Below are 20,791 nucleotides of genomic sequence, written 5' to 3' on the forward strand. Positions count from 1 at the left end.
AGCATCGTGGCGGCTGAATGTGCTTTGTCAATGAACGAAGAGGTCCAGCGCGGAGCGGTAGGCCTCGGGCGCTCGTCATGACCACACCTCGCCTTAGTCCGTTATAGCCGCGCCCTTTTCAATAGGGACGGACTGATATATGGTTCCCGCTGGGCAACATGTTGTCCGACAGACTACGCGTGGAAAAAATTGTCAAGGCAGCCGGGGCCACTCAACTTCAACGGAGAAGAGATGACTGTCTATGAGAATGCATCAACGACAACCGCCGCAAAGCCGACCTCGAAGGGATGGGTTGTGGCCGCGACCGTGGTCGGAACAACCATCGAATGGTACGACTTTTTCATCTTCGGGACGGCCTCCGCCCTGGTCTTTAGCAAGCTGTTCTTCCCCAGCATTGATCCCGTCAGCGGCACGCTGGCTTCTTTCGCGACCTTTGCCGTTGGGCTCTTTGCGCGACCGCTAGGCGGACTCGTTTTCGGACATTTCGGAGATAGGATCGGCCGAAAGAGTATGCTTCTCCTCAGCCTCTTCCTGATGGGCATCCCGACTGTTTTGATTGGCCTGCTCCCCACCTACTCTCAGATCGGTATCTGGGCGGCCGTGCTGCTCGTCCTTCTTCGAATCTGCCAGGGAATTGCCGTGGGCGGCGAATGGGGCGGCGCGGTACTGATGGCCGTCGAGCATGCCGATGGCAACAAGCGGTCGCTATTCGGCAGCTTGCCGCAGGCAGGCACTCCAGCCGGATTAATCCTGGCGACCTTGGTATTCGCCCATATGAGCTCCTTCTCCGAGAACGATTTTCTGGCTTGGGGATGGCGAGTGCCCTTCCTCGCGAGCATCGTCCTCATCCTGCTGGGAAGTTTTGTCCGATCGAAGGTTCCCGAGAGCCCGGTGTTCCTGCAAGCCAAGAATGAAGGACACACCGTCGCTATGCCGAGCGCTGAAATCGTGAGCTCACATCTCCGCCCTCTTCTTCTGGCCGTCGGAGCGAAGCTGGCAGAGGTCACATTGTTCTATCTGGTAACGATCTTCATTCTTCAATATTCGACCGTCACGCTCGGTCTTTCGAGGGCTGAGGTATTGAATAGCATTCTCATTGCCGCAACCGTCGGACTGTTCGCAATTCCAATATATGGATACTTCGGCGACAAGATCGGCGCCCGCACGATTTACGGCGTCGGCGGCATTCTGCTCGCGCTGTTTGCCATTCCGTTATTTCTGATGGTCAACACCAAGGACCCCCTATTGATCCGCCTCGCTATCGTCGTCTCCTTAGGCCTTATCTATCCAACAATGTTCGGGCTTCAGCCCGCGCTGTATTCGGCTCAATTCCCGCCCGGGGTTCGCTACAGCGGCATGTCGCTCGGCGTTCAGATCGCGGCTGCAATTGGCGGAGGCCTTGCCCCTATCATCGCAACCACGCTGCTGACCACCACGGGCAGCACGTTGGCCATCGGCTTCTATTTGGGAGGGTTGGCCCTGGTGGCTGCCGCTTGCGCCTTTTCGATGAAACCATCGAAATAGACGCTGCCAAAACACCGAAGCTTTCTCGTGAAATGCTGGCGCGTTGTTCTGCGCGCCAGCATTGCGCACGCTCGTGCTATCCGGCTCGAGTGCGGCCTTCTTGTGCCGCGTGGCGACCATTCTCGTAACGACTGCAGTCCACCATCAGCGCCGGTCTTGACAGAGCAGTGACGTTCGCAGCGATCATCGCTTGACTTTGGCTTAGGCGGAGAGGACCTCAGGCCCCCTCCCCCTTTGGCTGATGACAGAGCTCACGCACCTCGGCGCGTCCGTGCGCACGTCATCTGACAGCTGCGGCGTAGGCGACGCATACTCATCGATTGCCGGCAGCTCACAAACCGCCTTTTCATCTAATCGATAAAATCGAGGCGTTCCTTTTCGGTCGTCACCTCGACAAAGTACCTTCGAAGGGCGGCCGACCGTCCTCTTGCCACGTCTACCCACGCGGTGGACGATTTCAACGTTGTGCGGGGACGGGGGAATCGATCTCTGCGCCGGGCTAGTCGACCGGCTCCTGCAAAAAGTGACCCATTTCGTCAGAACAACCGGCAGGATGTAAGCTGCCTGCTCCTGCGCGTTTTCTTCAAGCGGGGGCGTGCTCGCTTGCAGTTCCCCCTTGTCACATGCCGCCAACACTAGGAGTGCTCAAACCAGCAGTGCTACGCACGACGAACTGAACGTCGGCTTCCGGGCCATCTAGCCTGACCAATTCGCACCGGCGAAACGCCAATCCAGTTCTGGAAAGTAGCAAGAAAAAGTGTCGTGATTTGAGCACGTCTGGAGATCCGTCAACGCGTAGGCGGGCGCCAGTTTCGGAAATCTCAACGAGAACGCAATCGCGCCACCATTTTCCATTTACCCCCAAAAGGGTGACCCAATGCTCTCGTTCGAAACGCACGCGCTTTGTTGGTCGCTTGCTCCAAAGCATCAAGATCACACCGCTCAGCGGCGCCTTCAAATCATTTCGTCAGAAAAGAAGCCGAAGAGCTGTTTGCGAGCGACATCAAGCCGGCCACGCTGGCAAGTCGGCAGTCGAAAGAGAATTATTGCCTTTGACCTCAGAGGCAATGCGAGGTCTTGAATTACTTAAGCTTCACAATAACGCGAAGAGGCTCGAACATAGGAGTATAGTCCCGCTGCAGTCAGCGCTAGGAGCGCGCCGGAAGCAGAATTGTTTGCGCATGAGCGCCCCTGGTTGGGGTCCTGGATAGCAACAGACCTTTCCTGCGCCCGCGCCGTCAGTTCTTATCCTGATTTTGCACAGATTTCCGGCTGTTGCGTCTGGAAAATGCATTTTTTGAGCACCACACAAGGCTACTCGGCCGTGTTGCGGCACGAATAATCGTTATTGCTTTCGGCTCAGCAAACGGGACCTGAAGAGCGGCGCGATATTATGCGCGCGACGTGCGTCGTTTGGCCCGGGTGTGAGGGGTTTCATAATTGCGATATGGATTCTGAAGTAAGTCTTGGTCATGACTCGGTCTCTGATTTTCCTCGTGGTTTTTGCGGTCATCCTGGCAGCGCGTGGGCAGCAGCGAGAACAATTCGTGTTGCGCCCGACTGCGGCCATGCCTCCGGTCAACGTACCCTGAGCGCAAGCGCACGGCACGTGTCGGCGAGATGATGATCATTTGGGGCACTTATCTGGTCAATCAGATCCGGCGGGCCATCCGCCGGCGGAGATCGTGAGAGTCCAACATCGTTGCGCCGACCTCGCTAGCCATCAGTGACTCTGGAGGACCGGCGCCGCCCCAGTCGTTCGGGCTCGCGCCGGCGTAGTTCGACAGGAAGAGATCCTGCCGGCACTGGCGATGGCAGCTCAGGAGCTCTCGTGTCCTCTGGTTGGAGTTGGTGCGTACTAGGGCGCGGCTCCATCAGCTCGAGCACCGCTCGTCCCTTGTCCGTGATGCGCCACCCTCCATTCAAGCGCTCGACGAGTTGCTGCGTAAAAAGGTCGAGCTCGGGCACACGGGCGCCCATTCGTTTGGTGCGTGCCGCCCAATCCGGACCGCTCGTGGCCAAAATGGCCATGTCTCGCTTGAGGTCCGGCATGGATGCGAAGCCGTTCGGGTAGCTCACAAGGATCTTCAACACCGTGACCTGGAAATTCACATGAGCACTATCGGTCTTGTCCGTATCTAGCGCCACATGGTTGGCGCGGAGCGAAGAGCTTGCATTGCGACCTGCCGAAGGCGCTCCGCCGTGATCTCACCTTTGTTGGCGGCCTCCAAGATCTTGGAAGCGACATGGGCCCGAGTGCCGGTTTCGCTGCGAGGCAGACTGTCGCAAACCTCCTCAAGAACAGCACGCAGAAGCGCAGTGGTCGTTGCGTCCAAGCACTTGGCGGCTCCGCAAGGCGCAAAAAATGGTAGCAGAGAAAGCACGGTGAACTCCTCAAAGAACTAATAGCTGATTCCAAAGTCGAGTATGAACTTCACCACAGTCGTCGTTGCTTGTTGATTGTCCAAGACGTTGCCGCCATGCCGTCGAAGCAGGACAGTTGTGCTGGTCTGGCTCCGCCACGCCAGCGCTGGAGGAACCGCCTCCGTGATGGAATTCAGCGCTGGAGGGGCTCTTTTTGACGATTTTCGCCGCGATGTCCGTGCGATGTCTCGCCACTTGCAGAGTGTCTATTTTGCCGCGGCGAATCCATCGCCGGGGAAGCCGCAGCGGGCGTTCCGGTACAGACAGACCGTCGGTGTTTATGTCCGATCGTTTTTCTTTGAGATTTCCCTTAAGCGCCGTGGGCGAAGCTGGTCATGGTCCGTCAGCACGAGCGAGGGCACGCCGGTTATAGCAGGCTCACGAATCAGTCGAGCCGCCGCCAGATAGGAAGCGAACAGGGCGTTATTTCTGCTGCTAAGCACGCCAATGGGCCCGCCTGCAACAGTTTCGTCACGCCGAGCTGGCGAGCGGTGTCGGTCACCGCGTTGGCTCCCGCGCCATTAGGCCCTGGTCTGTGAGTGGCCATGTCATGACCATGTCCCAGTCCTCGTATTTTGCTGAATGCATCTAGGGAATGTCGATGAAGCAGACCAAGCAAAACGAGAGATCACAGCGTGGGAGCCTCGTCGGCAAAGTACTTGGTGGGAAAACGAAAAAACTGACCGCGACGATGAAGCGCCGTGCCCTCAAGATAAAAAAATCCGAGCGACCGGATCCGCCATCTCAATAGAGACACGCTCCACGCCTGCTCGTACTAAGCTCGTCAGGTGGCGCCCCTCCAAGAGTCGCTCGCTTCCTCTCCGCTAGCGCCTCTCTGCACCTGCTTGCTGTCACGTTGTGAGGGGCCCCCCGATTGGAGCTTCCTATCTCCTGGCGTCCGGATCGAGCATGACGTTGTCAATAAGCCGGGTCGAGCCAACATAGCCTGCTGCACAAATGGCGACCGGACGCGATAACGGGTTCGTGGCCGGTTTTAGCGTTTCAGCGTCCACGATTTCGAGGTATTGCAACTCATCCAGCGCCTCCAGGGGAGGCCTGACAAGCGATAGCAGCCGGACCGGATCGCGCTCTCCTTCGCGAAACGCGGTTTCCGCCGCGAGCAGGCCCCGGCTGATCGCCAATGCACGCTTGCGCTCCGGGGCGCTGAGATAGCGGTTTCGGCTGCTCATTGCGAGGCCATCCGGCTCGCGGACCGTCGGCACGGTGACGATATCGATCGGCAGGTTGAGATCAAAGGTCATGCGGCGGACGACTGCACATTGCTGCAAGTCTTTCTGCCCGAAAAACGCGACGTCCGGCTGAACCATGTTGAAGAGCTTGCAGACAACGGTTGCAACGCCGCGGAAATGGTCGGGCCTGAACGGCCCGCACAGGGGCTGTGCGGGTGCACCGGGTTCAACAAAGGTATCAAACTGAGGGGGGTAGACGTCCCGCACCTCGGGAGCAAAGAGGACGTCGACTCCTGCCTCCTGGCAAAGTTGTTCATCGCGAGGGAAGTCGCGAGGGTAGGTGGTGAGATCTTCCTTGGGGCCAAACTGCGTAGGATTAACGAAGATGCTGACGACCGTGGCGTCGCAACGAGCCTGGCTGTCTTCGACCAGGGCCATGTGGCCCTGGTGCAGGTAACCCATCGTGGGCACCAATCCGATGTGTCTGTCGGGGCCCCGAGCCTCAGCTAAAGCGCGACGCAGTTCAGCAACGGATCGGATGGTTCGCATGATCACGACTCTGAGGTTGGTTCGTGTGGAGTCCAGTTTGCGACGAGCTCCTTGAGCGCGTCGGGGAGGCGATAGGATTCCTGCCCTCCTGGGAATGACCCGTGACGCACGTCAGTCGCCCAGCGCGAGAGCGCCTCCTGCATCAGCTGAAATCCATTCGAATACGCGCGCACGAATTTGGGCGGCTTACCGTCGGTAAGACCCACGACATCATGAAACACGAGCACCTGCCCCGAACAACCAAGACCGGCTCCGATTCCGATGGTCGGAATCTTTAGGATCTCCGTCGCCCGCGCTGCTAGCTCCGCCGGGATTCCCTCCAGCACGAGAGCAAAACAACCGGCCTCCTCGAGGCGATGCGCGTCCTCGAGCAGGCGGAAGGCGTCGGTGGCAGTCCGACCCTGCACCTTGAAACCGCCCATGACATTGACGCTTTGTGGGGTGAGACCGAGATGTCCCATCACAGGAATTTCACAGTCGACCAGGGCGCGTACCATATCGAGGCGGTTTGCACCGCCTTCGAGCTTCACCGCATCGGCGCCACGCTGGAGGAAGCCGCCGGCGTTGCGGATGGTCTCTTCCCGGCTGACATGGAAACTGAGGAAGGGCATGTCGGCAATGAGAAGGGCACGCGGTCTTGTCCGCGCAACCGCTTCGAGGTGATGATTCATCATCGAGACGTTGACTGGCAAGGTGTTGTCGAATCCGAGGCAAACATTGCCAACACTGTCGCCGACGAGGAGAATATCCACGATCGGATCAGCGATGCGCGCTGCAACCGCGTCGTAAGCGGTGGTCATAGCGATCCGCCGCCCCTCCTCCTTCCATTGCTGAACAAGTGGTATCGTAACTCGCTGGGTTGGCGACTGCGGCGTGTGGCTCATCTCGGTCCTGATCTGTTTCTTGACGCCGGCACTTCAATTCCCGGCGCTTCCTAGGCGAGAGGAGAGATAAGGGTCAATCCACCGATACACAAAGAAAGCTTTCCCTCCAAACTGGAAGAAGGGCGCACCGAACCTCCCAATGATCGCGCAATCATCGTGGGAATGATTCTCTCGCGGCCGAGAGGGAGGTCGCGGTACGAGTCATGGATCGCAAAGCGGCGAATATGGACCAAAAACGCCGCCAATCACACAGGCCAAACCGCTATGCTGCCTCAGCAGTTGTGATGGGACGCCGCAAGTTCATGGTGAACAAGGTTTGCAACGCCGCCGCGGCACTCACTTTTACCGTGGTGGCCGTCGGTGGATTTTGGAGCTTTTCGAACAGCTATTTCATTTGTGGCCTTGCGCTGGTCGCTTCGTTATTTGCCCGTCGTACCGTTGAGCGCTCATTCATCAAGCGCGCTCATCGCGATATGGTACGCATTCACGGCATGGACTGGGGCTGCGCCGATAACGCCCACGTTTTATTCAAGCTCCGATACCGTCGTATGAACGCAGGCCCTCCCTGCGGACTTCTTCAACGGCTCTCGTCGGTGTTGACGGAAAACCATCTTCTTCGAAGGAAGGCGCTTTGCTTGAGGCGTAAGCGGCGGGTAAGTCGTCCGCGCTCATTGATCGAGCATTCGCCCTAAGCATCGAAGCACCTAAGGTAGGCCGAGAGCGTCCGCAGCTGCCAACAGTTGCTGCGCCGATCGCGCGCCTATTGTCTCCTTATGGTTGGCCACATCACACGACGGCCCCCCCTAAAAATCCGTGGTATGCAGGATGACGGGTTACCATCCCACAATCGTCCTAAGCGGATGCTGGATAGATCAAAAGGCCCGCGCCTCCCGATGGCTGCATCAGCTAGGCTTGCTCGGTCCATGCTAATCGCCGCGAGATCATCAAAAGACAGCAAAGTCCCCTCTACACGGCATGGGCCGGAAATCAAATCGGCGGCAGCCGGCTCCTCGGGAGGACGGCATCGCCCGCTTGTCACGGGCGGCAGACCTTTGGTCGTTGCGAGTGGATGAGCCGGCTTGCGCCGCCCCCTAGCCGGTTGCCCCATGCCCTAACGATCGGGCAGTCCTCAGTTGCTCGGCCGACCTGTGAATCATCTGGAGAAGTGCCGGAGGGTGCTTTACTCAGCATGCTCCAGTGTAGACTTACAACCGATTCGCGAGGAGGAAGAGCGTGCGGCGCTTAACCCAGAAGGAAGCGGGCGCCTACTATACCCCCGACCCTGTTGTTTCGAGCCTGTTGCAGTGGGCGGTCCGTCTAGAGGACGACCGCCTGCTTGATCCGGCATGCGGTGACGGGCGCTTTATTGCCGGACACCGGAACGCCGTCGGCATTGAGCAGGATCTCCAGGCCACGCAGGTGGCAATGGCTCGGGCGCCCTGGGCGCTTGTCCATGAGGGCGATTTCTTCTCCTGGGCGGCCGAGACGGCCGAACGCTTCGAGTGCGCGGCGGGCAACCCGCCATTTATTCGATATCAGAGCTTCAATGGGGTGATTCGGGCCCGCGCAATCGCTCTTTGCGGGTCCCTTGGCGCGCACTTTTCGGGCCTGGCATCGTCGTGGGCACCCTTCCTGGTCTGCACTGCCTCACTCCTGAAGCCGGGCGGTCGAATGGCCTTCGTCGTCCCCGCAGAAATCGGACACGCACCATACGCCGCACCGCTCCTGGAGTTCCTGGTTGACCGGTTCAAGACAGTTCATGTCGTAGCGGTCCGGAAGAAGCTCTTCCCGGAGCTCTCAGAGGACTGTTGGCTGCTATACACCGACGGATTTGAAGGCAGGACCCAGGAGATTAGGTTTTCGGTGCTTGATCACTTCCGCCCCTCCAGCCGCCCGCCCCGGGAGTTTGCGCGGGTCAGCGTTAAGGAGTGGCGCTCTGAGTGGAACCGCCGCCTGCGCCCCTACCTAATTTCTCAACACGGCCGGGAGCTTTACCGACACCTTGCGACGGGCTGCGACACACACCGCCTCGGGGAGTTGGCGAATGTCGGCATCGGTTACGTCAGCGGCGCGAACGACTTCTTCCATCTGCGGCCAAGCGAAGCGGAAAAGTGGGATGTTCCCGGAAAACTCCTTCATCCGACCGTCCGGAATGGGCGTGCGCTCCCAGCTATACGCGTCACGACCGCCCTGGTTGAGCGTTGGAAGGCAAACGACGACCCAATACTGTTGCTCAAGTTGTCGAAGACGGACGATCTGCCGCGCAGCGTGCGGCGCTATCTCGACACCGATGCAGGCCGGGAGGCCCGCCAGGCGTACAAGTGTCGCGTACGCGATCCCTGGTATTCGGTCCCTGACGTGCAGGTGCCGGACTATTTTCTGTCGTACATGTCCGGGCTGGAGCCGAGCCTCGTCCGCAACGATGCTCAGTGCACGTGCACCAACTCCGTGCATAGTGTCCGGCTGAAGAGCGTATCCGCAAGACGCTACCTCGCGACGTGGGGAAGCGAGTTCGTGCAGCTCAGCTGCGAACTCGAAGGTCATCCGCTCGGAGGAGGAATGCTCAAGCTTGAGCCACGGGAAGCGGCGCAGGTCGCGCTTCCTACGCGTCGTGCGATCGAGCGGGTGCCAGCAGCTGAAATCGCACAGGCCGTCCACACCCTGCGTACCTGGAGGCACTATGGCGAAAGCTGACGCTTCGCCCTGCCGCTGGATTAGCGGACACCAGGCATTCAGAGAATTTGCGACACACGAGGGCAAAACGCAAAGCGCCCGCCACATTAAGCCGCTCCACTGGTACATCGCGTGCCGTTTGGTGCTCGAAGGAGGATTCCATCCGAACGACATTACGCCGCGCCCGCCCTTCGTTGTCGAGACGAAGAAAGGGCGCAAGGGCCGCGTGCGCAATATTTTGAAGTATGATCCCAAAGAAGGTCGGGCCGGCGAGCAGGTTATCCTGGGCGGTCTCAAGACAAAGAACGTTGACGTCGTCGTAGATAAAAAGAGCGTCGGCCCCGTTCTCGCGATCTCATGCAAGGGCGTGACGAAGGCGTTCCGGAATCTCACGAATCGCATGGAAGAGACGATCGGCGAATGCACAAATCTGCACATTACTTATCCGGCGATGGTCGTCGGATACTTCTCAATTCTGCGCGCGAACCGCACCATCGAAGATGCACTCGCAGCGCCCGATCTGGACGTAGAAGACACCCCAACTGAGGTCGAAGTCGAGTCTGACTCCGAACTCGAACCTACCGAACTGACGCCAAAGAAAGTCGAAACGCTAAAGGCTAACGACATCGCGATCCTGGAAGACGGAAGCATCGTCGAGGGTATCGTTCGTTTTCACGCTGCGCTCCGCGAAATGACGTCGCGCCGCGGTTTGCGCGACGAAATCAGCCGATATGAAGCCATGACAATGGCACTCATCGAACCTCGCGGGGACCAGGCGGGAGACGTCGTGAATTCCTTTCCGCCGGACGAGAGCCCGCTGCACTTGAGCCAATTCTTTGCGACCCTGTACCGGCGGTACGAAGAGCGATTTGTGCTCGGCGCCCCACTGCTGTCGGATCGAGGGATTACCAAGCGGCTCGACTGGGATCCGGACTCGCCGGTATTCTCGCGCCCAATGCCGGAAGCGAAAGGCTGGCCTGAGCTCGATTTCGAGGCTCGCCTCGCGACGCCAGCTACCTAAATCTGTGCCCGCTCGTTCGCGATGGGGGACGGAGTTTATGCGAGGCGAGCCATTCTTCCTTGAGAAGCCGCTAAACTAGTGGTTGCGAGCGCATCCGCGAGTCGTTCGTGATTTTGCTCACGTTGCCGCGGCTTAAGGGCAGCGTCTCACCGGAGCTTACTGGCAGACGTTCGAAGCTCAGAAAAGCAATGTGCCTTCGTGTCCGGATCTCGCGGGCGTACGTCGCCTTGGGCCGGCCCCTTCTCTCCATACGTCTCGCTTTCTTCGCGGACTTTGTCGCCTGGTGTGAAGTTTACCACCGAGCCGACGGGATTTCTGTCCCTACAGACTAAGAGCCGGGATTTGTATCATTGGCTTTGCAAATATACGAAAATCGATCTATAGTCGGCCGTTCGATTCAGGATCGCTGGGCATGAGCAATGATGTGCGGACTTAACCTATTGCGCGATTTTGGCGGAGTTTGAGATGCGAGTTGCGATTTGTGGCGCCGGACTGGGCGGACTCTCTGCAGCTGTCGGGCTGAAGGCGTTGGGATTTGATGTAGCTGTGTTTGAGCGGTCTCCTGTCCTCAGGGCGACCGGAGCTGGTTTGATGCTTTGGCCGAACGGAGTGCGGGCACTATATGGCCTGGGACTGAAGGAGCAGATTGATGCCATTTCGGTCAAAATCGAGCGCTACTATAACTATGACGCCATGGGCGATTTGCTCTTTGAGAAAGATACAAGTGACTGGCCCGCCAAATATAGTGCGTCGGCAATTGGAGTGCATCGCTGGGCATTGAGCTCGATGTTAGCTGACTCATGCGGAACGGATCTCATACGGTTTGGTCATGAGGTCGCGTCTGTCGAGAGTGGCAGCGACAGAGCAGTTTGCCACTTCAGTAATGGCTCGAGCTATGAGGCCGACTTCATCATCGCTGCTGACGGAATTTTTTCAGCCGTCCGTCAGAAATTGGTAGGTGGGGTTCGTTTCCAACCCAACGAGCATCACGCATATCGTTGGCGCGCTATATTCAACCTTGAACAGCTAGACATAGATCCGGCAGCGCAGACCGGCTTTTACGCGCCGGGTGGATGGATCGCGTTTCTTCCCATAGGAAGTGGAAAGGCATACTGGTTTGGTTCAGTAAGTGGAGCAAAAAATCCGGACGAGTTCCTTGATTACTTTAGCTCTTGGACAAACACTCCTATTTCAAGGGCGTTTAGCTTCACCCCGAAGGATGCAATTATTCAAAGCTCTCTCGATGTTCCGGAAGGGCTGCCCGAAAAATGGACGCACGGCCGTATTACGCTGCTTGGGGATGCCGCGCATCCACCAGTTCCTGATCTTGCGCAGGGTGCCGGCCAAGCGCTCATTGACTCGCGAGTTCTGCGAGATGTCTTTGCCGAAACAAGGGATGTTGATGAGGCTCTCGCTACCTATGAACATAAGCGTCTCAAAGCCGCTTACTACGTGGTGAAATGCTCCCAGCAAGGAAGCTTCCTTGGACGCAACAAGGTAGACCCAATAGTAGTGCGCTATGAGCGCGAAATTGAAGCTATGGGCGTGTAAGTCGTGCAAGCGTCCGACTATCGATTTGCCGCTTCCTTACTGTGTTCGTGCTGTGGCCACGCGCCGCAACATCAGCTTTGAGTGACTGGGAGTGACACCATGTGGGATGCAATCTGGGTCAACGGTCACCTAGCAACGATGGCGGACGAGGAAGGCTACGGAATCGTTGAGAACGGTGCGGTCGCGGTAGAACGTGGACGTATCGCATGGGTCGGCCGTAGCGATGCTCTCCCAAATACACTTCATGAGCATGCGACCGAAATTCACGACGTGGCCGGGGCTTGGGTCCTGCCTGGCCTCATCGATCCGCACACTCATGTTGTCTACAGTGGCAACGGTCGCCGCGATTTTGGCATGCGGATCAGGGGGGCCGCCCGTGACGAGATTTATGGGTCTGGGGGCGGTGTCCCCGGGATAGTCAATGCGACGCGAGCTTGTTCCGAGGAGGAGTTGTTCGCGACATCTTCGCGGCGCGTCCGCGAATTCATCGCGCATGGCGTCACCACGATCGAGAGCAAATCCGGTTTTGGTTTAGACCTTCAGACGGAGCTAAAGCAGCTACGTTGCTCTCGCGCACTACAACAGGATCTACCTGTCACGATCGTCTCCACATTTCTCGGCGCACATGGAGTTGCTCCGGAGTTCAAAGGGCGGCCCGATGACTATATTTCTTTCCTTATCGAAAAGGTGCTGCCCATCGCATTATCCGAAGGCCTTGTTGATGCGGTTGACGGATTCGTGGACACCATTGGTTTTAGTGACGCTCAAATAAGCCGATTGTTCGAAGCCGCACGAGCACACTCGATTCCGGTGCGTTTGCATGCGGACCAATATTCCGACGCGTCCGCCGGGGCGACAGCCGCCCGCCACAGAGCGCTCACCGCCGATCATCTCGAATATGCGTCCGAACAATCGATCGTAGCGATGGCAGAAGCCGAGACTGTGGCAGGAATTCTTCCCGGCGCAAACTATACATTGCGAGAGACGCGCGTGCCCCCTATCGGATTGTTCCGCAAACATAAGATAAAAATGGCTTTGGCTACCAACAGTAATCCCGTCAGTTCGCCCACAAATTCGCCAACCGCGATAATGAACCTTGCATGTACACTATTCCGCATGACGCCAGAAGAGGCGGTACGCGGGTTCACTGTCAATGCTGCGTACGCGCTCGGCATGCAGAGGGAGCGCGGCGCTATCGAGGTCGGCAAAGCTGCGGATTTGTCTTTTTGGGATATCGAGCATCCAGACGACCTTTCCTACCTTCTCGGCGCCAACCACTGCATCGGTGTTGTCAAAGGCGGAAGGCTGGTCTTCGATAATCATGCCCGCTGAACATGACCAGTAGCAACGCCGAAAGAAAGTGCACGAGCCAGCCAAACCCGCGAGGCATCACTTGAACAACTGCGCTACAGAGGCCGGCTGTACACCTGCAGAAAATGGCTGGCCAACTTGACTTCTGGTTTCGATCGTGGCGCGCAGGTCATTGCAGTTCTTTGACCGATATCGGGCCGCTTCGCACTTGCGGTTTTGAGGGCCATTTGGATGATGATGAATGGAATAGCATCGTCAGAGCCGAGGGACGGCATTGCGGTTGAAGCATTCGGCCGCGCAAACATTGTTCCTCCTACTTGCTAAAAAGACGTGCTCGACGCAGGGAGGCAATCGCTACTACGACCCGCTGTAACGAAGCCACACTGTTCCCAGCACATGGCAAAGACGGTGGCGGTAGCGATCTGGGTCGAACCGAAGCCCTGTTTGGAAATCTGAGTGGCTGCTAAGGCGAGGCTTCTGACGGTTGTTACTCATTCAAGTTCGAACGGCGCGCCGGTGCGGCCGCAATGTCCCATGAAGTGATACAATAGCTTTGCTGGGGCTACCTGAGCGCAATTCTACTCACCACAGCGAAAGCACATCACATGAACTGGGACCGTTTGTTTCTTCGAAAGTTGGAGACAAAACTACCCGAAATTATCGAGCTTACCAAGGCTGCGGTTGACATCGACAGCGGCAGTTATGATCGCGAGGGCGTCAATCGGGTAAACGACGTCTTCGAAAAAGCGTTGATAGCCGCCGGATTTAAGGTCGACCGGGAGATCAGGAAAGGCGCTGGCGATCAATTGACAGCTCGTTGGGAGTCTGGTCGTCCGGGCCGGTCGATCCTTATCCTAGGTCATGCGGATACGGTTTGGCCCACAGGCACTGTCGAGGGCTGGAGATTCGAGCAGAAGGATGGAGTTCTTACCGGACCCGGCGTCGGGGACATGAAGGTGTGCGTAGCCACGGCAATCGTGACCCTCCGCGAACTCTTCCAAATGGGCCTCGATGGTATCAAACGTGTGGTATTCTTGATTGTACCAGACGAGGAGGTCGGCAGCGACGCAAGCGCCGACTGGATCAAGACTGAGGCAAGAGCTGCGGATTTTTGTCTCACGCTTGAGCCTGCCAGGCCCAACAGAGGGCTTGTTATCGGTCGAGGAGCCACTGGTCATCTGAGGGTAGAGGCATTCGGTATCACAACCCATGTCGGTAACAATAAGAAGGCTGGAGCCTCGGCGCTCTCGGTGCTCGCTCGTCTTGTAACCCGTCTTGAGGGCTTGAGCGATGATGAGCGTGGCCTAAGTGTTTCCGTCGGGTTGATGCACGGTGGGGAAGCCAGACAAGTGATGCCGGCAACTGCTTGGTTCGATGCCGACCTCCGGGCGCGGAACAAGGCAGCCACAGAAACCCTAATCGACAATATCGAGCGATGCATTTCGGAAGAGCTTGCCGCGGCTGATCCGAGAGTGACAATCAAACACTCTATCAGGATGCGACCGCCATTTGAAGAAGGCGACGGAAGCCGCTTTCTATTCCAGCTAGCCAAGGACACTGGTGCGGCACTCGCTATCGAAATGTTTCCGGTTTTCTCTGGAGGAGGTTCTGATGCCAGCTATGCCGCTTCGGTCGGTACGCCGACTTTGGACGGCCTAGGCCCGATCACGCATGAAATGTGCAGCAGGCGGGAGCGAACCGAAGTGTCCAGCATCACTGAACAAGGAGCGCTTCTAGCCGGTGTAATAAAGCGATTGTCGGCGCCGGCGTAACGCAACTATCCTGCGGCTCGCACGTGTTTGACGCGTTTGTCTGACCGAACGTTCTGCTTTGGTATGTTATGACAGTCGCCGATCGCGTCGCTTAGTGGCGGGAACCAGGTTTCGAGCGGTGCCGGTGTGCCGCGAAGAAAAAACGTTGAAAGAGTCGATGCCGGCGGAGGTCGCCTCATTAGGTCCTCGAGCAACCATTAGCTGGGATTAGCAATGCGGCTTATGAAAATTGCGCAGCAAGTCATTGATAGGGGTCTACCGATGTCGCAGCAGCAACCGGAATCTCTCGGCATTCTTAATTTGGAAAGAGGTTTGCCGCGGGGCACCGATCCAGTGGATCCGAGGCCTGGCCACCTGTTCTACCCGGGGACATTTGATTTCCCAATTGTTTCTGAGACGGTAGAGGGGGCATGGGCAGAAAACGTCATCCGCGGGGACCCTTCGTTGGAGGCCGCTTATATTGCCGCTGCGAAACGGTTGGTCAATCGGGGAGCGATTGCAATTAGCGCGAATTGTGGTTTCACAATCCGACATCAAAAGGCGATTGCCGAAGCTGTCGATGTTCCGGTCGCAACCTCGAGCTTGCTCCTTCTGCCTGTCCTCCTTCGTCAACTTCCTCCGACTGGCAAGGTGGCCATCATCACCGCGGATTCGCAATGTCTCGGCGTCGACTTACTGGAAATCGATGACCCAGCCGACATTGAACGGGTCGTGATAGGAGGTGTGGAGGGCGGCCGGTTGTGGCAAAATGAGATGAGGCGCCCTCCTCCCCGCACGACGCCGGCGGATATCGAGTCTGATGTTCTGGAGTGCGTGCGGCGCATCCTTGAAAAGCACTCGGGTATATCCGCGTTGCTTTTCGAGTGTACCGCCTTCCCAACGGTTTCTTCCTCCATCCGTAGAGCGACGGGATTCCCGGTATACGACATAACCTCGCTATGCAGACTGACCTACTGGTCTGCAAGAAGTAGCGATTAATTTTGCGACGAGACGCGCGGCATCAACAGAGCAATGGGAAGTCGAGACTTGGAGAGCTCACAAACGCGACCATAAGCTTCGCACGATTGCGACGCGATGCGCCGGGGCAATAGTACGAACCGTAGAACACAATGCCTCGGTCGCCCCACCCTTAACCGACATCGAGAGCCAATAGAGGAGCGGTCACGATAAACTGACTTCAGCCGGACGGTGAAGTTGGCTGAGGTAGGCGGATAGTGTAAAAATAGCGGTCCGCCCGGAAGTTTTCTCTGAAATACACTACCGGGAGTCCTTTGGAGTCTAAGAACAAGCGTTTAACGCAGAGGATGGGCGCATCGACAGGGATTTGCAATGCCGCGGCGAATTTAGTCCCGGCGACCAGCGCATCGATCTCCTGGTGCTCCTCCCAAATATTCTTGTCCACGATCTTGCGAAGCAGAGGCACAAAGAGGCCAGGGAATTCCCGAGCAGCTATCTTCTTTCCAACGTTGAGGGGAAAGAAAGCCTCAAGCACTACGAACGGTGACGTCTCAAGCATTCGAACCCGTCGCACTTCGTAAACGGTACTCGGTGCGCCGATACGCAAGGCACTCGCCACATCCCTCTCCGCCGTGACTTCGCCCTTCTGGATCACCACGCTCGTTGTTTCCAAACCGGCGATACTGAATTCTTCGATCGGTCCAGTTAGCCTATCGTCGGCCGGAGCGGCTGGTACAGCCCTGAGTATCGTGCCAACTCGCGGCCGGCGTTCGATGACCCCCTCGGTGGCAAAAATCTTCATCACCTGCCGCACCGTGACTCGACTGACTCCGAACTCTGCCGCCAACTCCGACTCCGTTGGCAGGCGGTCGCCGGGCTGAAGCAGGCGAAGTCGCCGTCTTACGATCTCTCGAATTTGCAGGTATTTCGGAAAGGGATGGTAAGCGAAATCACTCATAAGGGCTTTGCAGAAATGATGATCGTCATGCTCATCCGCATGCTAGCCCAATGATGCACAATCAGCCATAGCAGATCTCGTCTTCTGGACAGCTTTCCCCCTCGATCCAATTCAACGGAGGCAGGCTCACGAAGCGCAGAAGATGAGCCCCTCTATCAATTTCAAATGGGGATGCCCGCGAGAGGAGGCAGATAACGTCAGCCCGCAAGCAAATGCCATTGCGTCTAGCTCGGGCGAAGAACTTCCATTCAGTAATAGACATTCTCATTCCGCAAAAGCGTTATTAGACAGCATCCTTTACTGCAGACAAGAATTGCTGTGTTCTTTCTCGCTTCGGATCTCCGAATAACTGCTTGGGCTCGCCTTGTTCTTCGATCTTGCCGCTGAAAAAGAAGCATACCCTGTCGGAAATGTCTGCCGCAAATCCCATCTGATGAGTGACCATCAACATTGTTAGCCGAAATTCCGAGACAAGCTTGCGTATAACGTTCGTCACCTCTCCAATAACCTCTGGATCCAACGCCGACGTGACTTCGTCAAACAGCATGACCTTCGGACGCATCGCCAACGCCCGTGCAATCGCGACACGTTGCTGCTGCCCACCGGAAAGCCGCGCAGGATGTTGGTCTTTCTTTTCGATCATGCCTACCATGCTCAGCAATTCCTCCGCCCGATCTCGGGCCTCCGCTTTGCTAAGACCAAGAACCTGAATGGGACCCTCTACGCAATTTTGGAGAGCCGTCATATGAGGAAACAAATTGAAACTCTGAAAGCACATGCCGATGCTTGCTCGCATCCGTCGGAGATAGGATGCATCGGCAGGGACCAGCTTTCCACCTCTCGGCATGTGTGTAAGCGGTTTCCCGTCTACATAAATGACGCCGGAGTTGATCGATTCCAATGTCATCAGCATACGCAAGACCGTCGTCTTTCCTGAGCCCGAAGGCCCAATTATCGACACCTTCTCTGCTTCGGCGACGTCCAAATTGAGGTTGTCCAGCACCTTCAGACCGCCGTAGTTCTTGGACACATTCATAAACCGCACCATCGGTACATTGGTGCCCGTTAACTCAAGCGGATAGTCCTGCGAACTGTCCATCAAACCATTCCTAATTTGCTGCGCAACCATCGCTCGAAGATGCGGATCACCCAGGCAGCGGGCAGAGAGAGCAGAAGGAATATCAGACCAACGAGTGTATAGGGCTCAAGGTAGCGATAACTATTCGCTCCCACTACTGTCGCGGCATGCATCAACTCGGCGACACCAATCGCCGAGAGCATAGGCGTATCCTTGAAAATCGCGATCAGAGCATTGCCCATGCCGGCGGTAGCCGGCGGCAGAGCTTGCGGTATGATGATTCTAAAATAGGCATCTCTTCCGGAAAGATTAAGCGCGGTGCAAGCCTCCCACTGGCCGGCCGGAACCGCCTCCAATCCGCCTCGATAGATTTCAGAAAGATACGCCGACCGGTAAAGGCCAATTGCTATCAGTCCTGAAGCCCATGGAGAAAGTTGAACACCGAATTGAGGTCCTACGAAAAACACGAAGTAGATCTGCAACAGAAGCGGTGTCGAGCGGATGAACTCGACGAATTCGCGCACGGCTGCCGACAAGAGCCGGCTACGTGTTCTTTGCAGAAGAGCCAGGATAAGGCCGCCAACAATGGCCATCGAATAGCCGATGCCAACCGCGGCTAGTGTCTTTAATGCGCCGGCGAGCAAATCTGGCAGTATTTCCCAGGCGAAGCGCCAGCTCCAATCTAGCTCCATATCACGTCCTCGACATCTTTCGCCGCAATCTCGACTCGAGACCGCGGACAGCTGGTGTAATAAGGAAGCGCGCTAGCAGGTAGTAAATCGCTAGCGCAGCGCCGAAGGCTTGCGCTGAAAGGAAGGTAAGGTTGTTGATCTGCTTTGCCTGAAACATGAGCTCTGCCAGCCCAATTAAGGAAACGAGCGCGGTGCCCTTTAAGACGTCAATCAGTAGGTTGCCCCACGGGGGTAGCATAATCAGAAATGCCTGCGGAAAGATGATACGGTACATGCGCTTTGCAGGTGACATCGAAAGCGCATAAGCCGCCTCCCATTGTCCCTTCGGCACTGCAAGAATCGCTCCCCGCACGACTTCCGCGCCATATGCGCCTGTATTGAGTCCCACGGCCAAAAAGCCGGCGATAAAGGGAGAAAGGCTCAATCCTAGGAGCGGCAGTACAAAGAAGATCCAGTATATTTGTACGACCAAAGAACTACCGCGGAAAAAGTCGATGTAGGCAGCTGCAAATGCGCGAAGCCAATAAGTTTTCGATAATAGCAACAGCCCGAAAGTGACCGCGAATACGACTGTTACAAGTGAAGCAAGAACAAATTGACTGGCCGTCACTAAGCTGCCGCTGAGATATCTTGATCCATACTGCACCAAAAAAAGCCAAAGGGACATGTATGCTCCTGACGCTCAGCGAGAAAACCCGATGAACGAGCCTGCTGCCCGTTCATCGTCCATTCCGGCAGATCAGCGGTTTTCACAGATCCATTCGAGCGAAGTCGAACCAGGAAGCTGCTTTTCGCTGTAGCCAAAGGGCGCGACCACAGAGAGCATTTCGGGTGAGCCGAGAAACTCCTTCTGAGCGGCGTTGAACTTCGAGATGAAGTCAAAATCGGTTTTGCGCAAGCCGAATGCAACCCAGTTGAACGTTGATTCCGGCATTTTACTCGAATCAGTAACCTCGACGGAACCGTCGGCGCCCTTGGCCTGAGCTTGGAGAGATAGATCCGAATTTGCTGCGGCGTCTGCGCGTCCCGATCTGACTGCTGCCAAGACCGATGGCCCATCAGGAAGCTGCATAATACGATCCGCCGGGACGCCGAACTTTTTTGCGCTGTCAATGGTTGCATAGCCAACAACTGCTGTCATTGTTGCGTTCTTCTTGGCAACGTCCTCGTAGTTCTGAAGGCCTTTCGGATTGCCCTTAGGAACAAGCAAAGCATCAGCGGTTTTCAGCATCGGGTCAGTGAAGGCGATCGTGCTGCATCGGTCCTTCTTGATGTACAAACCAGATGTGACGATATCGATTCGGCCGGCTTGAAGGGCAGGTATCAATCCGGAGAAGTCGGAAGTCACCACCTCGAGTTTTGTGTACCCCATCTTCTTCAAAAGGTTGATGACATAAGCGTTCATGAACCCAGCGGGCTCGCCGCCCGGCCCGACGAACGCATAGGGCGGCGAGTTGGCAAAGCCGATACGAATCGCTGCTCCCGACTCTAAGCGACTGGTTAATGGTCCCGCGGAAGCAACCGGCGCGATCAGATTGAAAAGTACTGCAGCTACGGCAGCGAAAATCTTGAGTTTCATAAATGCATTCCCCTCTTTGAATGTGGCTGGTTGTTGGAGATCCAGCGCGCTTTGCAAGCGAAGATTGTTGCGCCCTGACCTCTGAAGGCTTAGCGAGCGAGCCCCTCCGTTCACACCTCGATGGTTTGGTCTCCCTGAAGTTCTGCGGGAGCTTGTACGATCTCCACCCAGCTCGTCGGACGCATTGAACCACCGTGCGAGCCTCTCCGGAAGCAATCTCACGTAGCTACCAATTTCATCCCGCGAGTCCTCTTCGAAGGACGTCTTTTCCTGGATCGCCAATTCAGAGTACGAGGTTGCCCTCGAACGTCGGTCTTGGATCAAGGAGAGCACGGGCTAACATCTGGATGCGCATGCGAAGCATGGAGTGTTCCTCGTGTGGAACGTCGCGCGAGCCTCGGAGAGCTTTTTACGATGTGGGGCCGAACCGCATTAACGATCTCAAGCTTAGGTGGTGCCGTCGACTATCAGGCGCGGCTGAGCCGCATTTGCGCGCGGGTCAAAGGCGGCGTCGACTGACCGCAAGCGTTCTGCTGGGCTATCAGCTGCACCTTGTATCGAAGTGGACGTCTCGCGGGCGGCATCGGTATCCCGAAGTGGAGTGTTCGCCCTAGATGAGGGCAAGGGC

The 20,791-nt window shown here is 56.8% G+C and carries 18 protein-coding genes; 9 read left to right on the forward strand and 9 right to left on the reverse strand.

What is annotated here, in order from left to right:
• Window positions 1-231: 231 nt before the first annotated feature.
• A complete protein-coding gene (locus IVA74_RS09605; RefSeq protein ID WP_247342121.1) occupies window positions 232-1,524 on the forward strand; it encodes an MFS transporter in 1,293 nt (430 codons plus the stop codon).
• Window positions 1,525-3,240: 1,716 nt separating this feature from the next.
• Here the strand turns inward: IVA74_RS09605 and IVA74_RS09615 are convergent.
• Window positions 3,241-3,636 (reverse strand): hypothetical protein, encoded by a 396-nt coding sequence (locus IVA74_RS09615; protein WP_247342124.1) that lies wholly within the window; start codon window positions 3,634-3,636, stop codon window positions 3,241-3,243.
• 26 nt (window positions 3,637-3,662) lie between these two features.
• Window positions 3,663-3,860, reverse strand: a complete 198-nt coding sequence (locus tag IVA74_RS09620) for a hypothetical protein (RefSeq protein WP_247342127.1) — start codon at window positions 3,858-3,860, stop codon at window positions 3,663-3,665.
• Between the two features lie 689 nt (window positions 3,861-4,549).
• Here IVA74_RS09620 and IVA74_RS09625 point away from each other — a divergent pair.
• Window positions 4,550-4,699, forward strand: a complete 150-nt coding sequence (locus tag IVA74_RS09625; protein ID WP_247342130.1) for a hypothetical protein — start codon at window positions 4,550-4,552, stop codon at window positions 4,697-4,699.
• Between the two features lie 133 nt (window positions 4,700-4,832).
• On the opposite strand, the gene panC is transcribed toward IVA74_RS09625, so the two are convergent.
• Together panC and panB are read right to left on the reverse strand one after the other, a co-directional pair.
• Window positions 4,833-5,687 (reverse strand): pantoate--beta-alanine ligase, encoded by an 855-nt coding sequence (panC, locus tag IVA74_RS09630; protein ID WP_247342134.1) that lies wholly within the window; start codon window positions 5,685-5,687, stop codon window positions 4,833-4,835.
• 2 nt (window positions 5,688-5,689) lie between these two features.
• Window positions 5,690-6,571: a 3-methyl-2-oxobutanoate hydroxymethyltransferase gene (gene panB / locus IVA74_RS09635; RefSeq protein WP_247342137.1), complete on the reverse strand. Its 882-nt coding sequence runs from the start codon at window positions 6,569-6,571 to the stop codon at window positions 5,690-5,692.
• A gap of 203 nt (window positions 6,572-6,774) precedes the next feature.
• On the opposite strand from panB, the gene IVA74_RS09640 reads away from it, so the two are divergent.
• The 7 genes from IVA74_RS09640 to IVA74_RS09670 all read left to right on the forward strand — a co-directional run bounded on the left by IVA74_RS09640 (window position 6,775) and on the right by IVA74_RS09670 (window position 15,877).
• Window positions 6,775-7,263, forward strand: coding sequence for a hypothetical protein (locus IVA74_RS09640; RefSeq protein ID WP_247342140.1), 489 nt, complete (start codon window positions 6,775-6,777; stop codon window positions 7,261-7,263).
• Between the two features lie 541 nt (window positions 7,264-7,804).
• Window positions 7,805-9,265 carry an N-6 DNA methylase gene (locus IVA74_RS09645; RefSeq protein WP_247342143.1) on the forward strand — a complete coding sequence of 487 codons (1,461 nt, stop codon included), beginning with the start codon at window positions 7,805-7,807 and terminating at the stop codon, window positions 9,263-9,265.
• Entirely contained in the window at window positions 9,252-10,265 is a 1,014-nt protein-coding gene (locus IVA74_RS09650) for a hypothetical protein (protein ID WP_247342146.1), read from the forward strand. Before IVA74_RS09645 ends, IVA74_RS09650 begins: the two co-directional genes overlap by 14 nt.
• A 465-nt stretch (window positions 10,266-10,730) precedes the next feature.
• Window positions 10,731-11,816 carry an NAD(P)/FAD-dependent oxidoreductase gene (locus IVA74_RS09655; protein ID WP_247342150.1) on the forward strand — a complete coding sequence of 362 codons (1,086 nt, stop codon included), beginning with the start codon at window positions 10,731-10,733 and terminating at the stop codon, window positions 11,814-11,816.
• A 99-nt stretch (window positions 11,817-11,915) separates the two neighbouring features.
• Entirely contained in the window at window positions 11,916-13,148 is a 1,233-nt protein-coding gene (gene hutI / locus IVA74_RS09660) for an imidazolonepropionase (protein ID WP_247342153.1), read from the forward strand.
• A gap of 584 nt (window positions 13,149-13,732) precedes the next feature.
• Window positions 13,733-14,899 carry a M20/M25/M40 family metallo-hydrolase gene (locus IVA74_RS09665; RefSeq protein WP_247342156.1) on the forward strand — a complete coding sequence of 389 codons (1,167 nt, stop codon included), beginning with the start codon at window positions 13,733-13,735 and terminating at the stop codon, window positions 14,897-14,899.
• Between the two features lie 261 nt (window positions 14,900-15,160).
• Window positions 15,161-15,877, forward strand: a complete 717-nt coding sequence (locus tag IVA74_RS09670) for a hypothetical protein (RefSeq protein WP_247342159.1) — start codon at window positions 15,161-15,163, stop codon at window positions 15,875-15,877.
• A gap of 199 nt (window positions 15,878-16,076) precedes the next feature.
• Here IVA74_RS09670 and IVA74_RS09675 read toward each other — a convergent pair whose 3' ends face one another.
• The 5 genes from IVA74_RS09675 to ehuB form a co-directional block, all read right to left on the reverse strand.
• Entirely contained in the window at window positions 16,077-16,814 is a 738-nt protein-coding gene (locus IVA74_RS09675; RefSeq protein WP_247342161.1) for a GntR family transcriptional regulator, read from the reverse strand.
• A 283-nt stretch (window positions 16,815-17,097) separates the two neighbouring features.
• A complete protein-coding gene (gene ehuA / locus IVA74_RS09680) occupies window positions 17,098-17,913 on the reverse strand; it encodes an ectoine/hydroxyectoine ABC transporter ATP-binding protein EhuA (RefSeq protein ID WP_276577001.1) in 816 nt (271 codons plus the stop codon).
• Complete coding sequence (gene ehuD, locus IVA74_RS09685; protein WP_247342164.1) at window positions 17,913-18,584, reverse strand: ectoine/hydroxyectoine ABC transporter permease subunit EhuD; 672 nt, start codon at window positions 18,582-18,584, stop codon at window positions 17,913-17,915. The genes ehuA and ehuD overlap by 1 nt, the downstream gene beginning before the upstream one ends.
• Before the next feature lies 1 nt (window position 18,585).
• Window positions 18,586-19,251, reverse strand: a complete 666-nt coding sequence (gene ehuC / locus IVA74_RS09690) for an ectoine/hydroxyectoine ABC transporter permease subunit EhuC (RefSeq protein WP_247342168.1) — start codon at window positions 19,249-19,251, stop codon at window positions 18,586-18,588.
• Window positions 19,252-19,323: 72 nt separating this feature from the next.
• Window positions 19,324-20,163, reverse strand: coding sequence for an ectoine/hydroxyectoine ABC transporter substrate-binding protein EhuB (gene ehuB, locus IVA74_RS09695; RefSeq protein ID WP_247342171.1), 840 nt, complete (start codon window positions 20,161-20,163; stop codon window positions 19,324-19,326).
• Window positions 20,164-20,791: the final 628 nt, after the last annotated feature.

It is taken from the genome of Bradyrhizobium sp. 132 (assembly GCF_023074185.1).
Lineage (GTDB): Bacteria > Pseudomonadota > Alphaproteobacteria > Rhizobiales > Xanthobacteraceae > Bradyrhizobium.